The following is a 2,946-nucleotide window of genomic DNA, read 5'->3' on the forward strand; positions in this document are numbered from 1 at the left end:
CGAGTCAGTGGAATGCAATTACGTTTGGAAGCGAGATTCGGACAGAGCTATTCCCTAAGGTATATTTAGATCCTCATAAACTATGGGGAGAAGAAAGAGACAAAATAATCGGCACGATGATCACTGCCAAAACCTTTCAAGCTTTAGAGCTTAAAAGGATGAATACGATTGATGAAAACGTAGGAGAGAATATCCAGTACCATCAATATGAAAATGGTTTATTGATAAAAGAGTACTCAGAAAACGGGACAGTATACTACGAAATCGTTTCTAAAGTAGAATACAAGGAAGAAGTAGTCCAAGTTGAGCCGCCAAAAGAAAATAAACTGTTGGATGGTTTTCAATTTGTATTAGATGTAGCGGGACTAATTCCTGTATACGGAGAAATAGCAGATGGTTTAAACGGAGTAATCTATTATGCTAGAGGAGATAAGTTAAACGCAGGTCTTTCCTTTGCGGCGATGATTCCAGTTGCCGGCTGGGGAAGTACTGCAACGAAATTTGCAAATAAAGGTAGTCAGTTATACCAAGCAAGGAATGTATTAAGTGATGAAAAAGTGGCATCTATGTTTACACCCACTTACCAAGAAGTGGTCAATGGCCCACTAAGCAGAACCCAGGCTAACATGTATATGTTCAAAACAGACTTCAATAATATGACACCAAAGTCTGTAACATTCAATAGTCCTCTTACTGGCAATTTATCGCTGTCGAAACCGGATGTCCCGTCAAAGGGGACAGTTAAAGATAGGCAGATAGATTATACTAGAGGTTTTGATGTAGAGCCTAAATATAGCTCTTATGAGCAAAGGGTAAAAACAACACCTGTTAATAAAGGCGAATGGAGTAGCGAACGAGCAGAGTCGTTATTTATCTCTGATAAGACCGGAGAAGTTAAAAAATATCTTGATGAAGCTGGCGTTGACGGAGTTGAGTACAAAAATGGAATGCCAGACTTTTCACCATTCTCCAAAGGTGAAATAAAATTAGAAAACATGACTAATGATAGAAAATCAAATTTTTCAACTGCTGATGAAGAATTGGCTAAAAATTGGAGTACACCAGATAAAAAATGGACAGCAGAAGATGTAGCTGATTGGCGAGAAGATAATAAATATACTTGGCATGAACTTAATGACTTGGAAACAATACAATTGGTACCTAGAAAAATTAATAGTGTTTTTGGACATTTGGGTGGAGTTGGCGAATATAATATAAAAGTTAAGTTAGGAGAGTAATTAAAAATGACAATGATTAATGATGATCTTTTTGGAGAACTTGAATATAAAAATAATTTCTGGAGAGGAAAAACAACTCTTAGAATGTTTGACTTGGAGAAGGAAATAATTTTAAGTATTGATGGACATGAAAGTGCGGATTTTTCCAATGTACAGAGAGAAGCATTTATAAATTTTATTCAAGATATGAAAAATATAATGAATGAGGCAGAAAAACTAGTATATGACTACTATAGTGATAATTATGAAGAATATAGAGAGAGGTTAGGGAATAAATCAGAAGCAGATAATTTTGCTCCAAAAGTTGAATCTGCCTCAGATTTAAAAAGTTTAGTGAAGCCAACTGAATTAATTGTAAGAAGAGTAAGAAAGAATGGAAAAAGAAGACTAGGTTTGCTTTGTGATGTCTCTTGGGATATTGAAAATGGGTTAGGAATAAAAATTGAAGATGAAAATGTAGAAGAAGTAGGGTATCAAGATATTGTACTATAATTTACCTGAATTAATGTAAAGTATGAGGGTGTAAGTAAAGTATTTGATATACTAAATCCAAATGGAAAGCAACTCGATCAGGGAACTCATCAAACGTTATTGGCAAGAGGTATTAGGTAATTTAAAAAAGTATATTATGCCATAAAGAATTCAACTTTTAAAGAACTTAAAACCGTAGCCTTTTTCCAATAATCATCTTTTTTAGAAGTAATATTCTCCGCTTCATACAAGTCTTTGAGTTGAAGGTTCTCTTTCACGATAGATTCATAAAGTAATTTAACAAAAATATCATTCATTATTTTATTTCCTCCCTTCTGGTGTATTTTTGGGGTTTAAAGATAATTTATAATATTTAAAACCTTGATTGGCTAACTGTCTTTCAAGGTTTTTTAAATTCAAAATTCCAAAAAGAAACGCGACGATACAGTTTTACAGTTGCATGAATTCGATAGTTGGATGGTTTTCAATTTGGATTAGATCTAGCAGGGTTAATACCAGGAATCGGAGAAATAGCCGATGGTTTAAACGGAGTAATCTATTATGCTAGAGGAGATAAGTTAAACGCAGGTCTTTCCTTTGCAGCAATGGTTCCATTTTTAGGCTGGGGAAGTACTGGGACTAAAATTGTAAATAAAGGACGTAATTTTTTTCAGCCCAAAAATGTCCTAAACGATGAGGTAGTAGAATCAGTGTCTACTTCCGTTTATCGGGATATGGCGAATAGTCCACTGATTGGTTCGCAGTCACGATTAAATCTCTTTACTAGCTTACAGAATGGGACACCGTATACCAATAATAGTCCATTCATGTTCAACATGCCAACATCTAAAACTCCCAGTGGCGGTGTTAATCCAGAGATCCAGAACCCGAACGTTGCCAATAAGACCCCCGATTTGGACGGCACTGGAGCAAATTCTAGTAAAGTACAAGCATCTGCAGTCCAGCCGCCATCTAAAGGGAATATACCCGAAGCCAAAAGTGCGGTTGCCAGCCCTACTAAGGGGAATCCAAATGAGCAGATACAGGATCTGCCGAAGGTCGTTGGTGGCAATGGAGATCACATAAACCTGAGCAACACTACGATACCAAATAAATCTACTAAAACAGTCACTACACCAACGGCAAAAGCGAACAACCCAGCCCCCGTTAGTAGCGGAAAAGCAAATGTGAAATCAGAGACACCAAATTCGAATATACAGGCTAAGCCAAAAGTTGT

The 2,946-nt window shown here is 36.3% G+C and carries 4 protein-coding genes; 3 read left to right on the top strand and 1 reads right to left on the bottom strand.

The genetic code is table 11. From position 1 onward, the window contains the following. Both Q0371_RS05500 and Q0371_RS05505 read left to right on the top strand, forming a co-directional pair. Positions 1-1,238, top strand: a 1,238-nt coding sequence (locus tag Q0371_RS05500; RefSeq protein WP_298469221.1) for an HNH endonuclease, incomplete at its 5' end; no start/stop codon positions are given. A 6-nt stretch (positions 1,239-1,244) separates the two neighbouring features. After that, positions 1,245-1,730 carry a hypothetical protein gene (locus tag Q0371_RS05505; protein WP_169361527.1) on the top strand — a complete coding sequence of 162 codons (486 nt, stop codon included), beginning with the start codon at positions 1,245-1,247 and terminating at the stop codon, positions 1,728-1,730. Positions 1,731-1,864: 134 nt separating this feature from the next. Here Q0371_RS05505 and Q0371_RS05510 read toward each other — a convergent pair whose 3' ends face one another. Beyond that, on the bottom strand, positions 1,865-2,026 hold the full coding sequence (locus Q0371_RS05510) for a hypothetical protein (protein ID WP_298469226.1): 162 nt from the start codon (positions 2,024-2,026) through the stop codon (positions 1,865-1,867). 156 nt (positions 2,027-2,182) lie between these two features. Here Q0371_RS05510 and Q0371_RS05515 point away from each other — a divergent pair. After that, positions 2,183-2,946: hypothetical protein (locus tag Q0371_RS05515; protein WP_298469229.1), on the top strand; the 764-nt coding region annotated here is incomplete at its 3' end.

The organism is uncultured Psychrobacillus sp., from assembly GCF_938022135.1.
GTDB lineage: Bacteria > Bacillota > Bacilli > Bacillales_A > Planococcaceae > Psychrobacillus.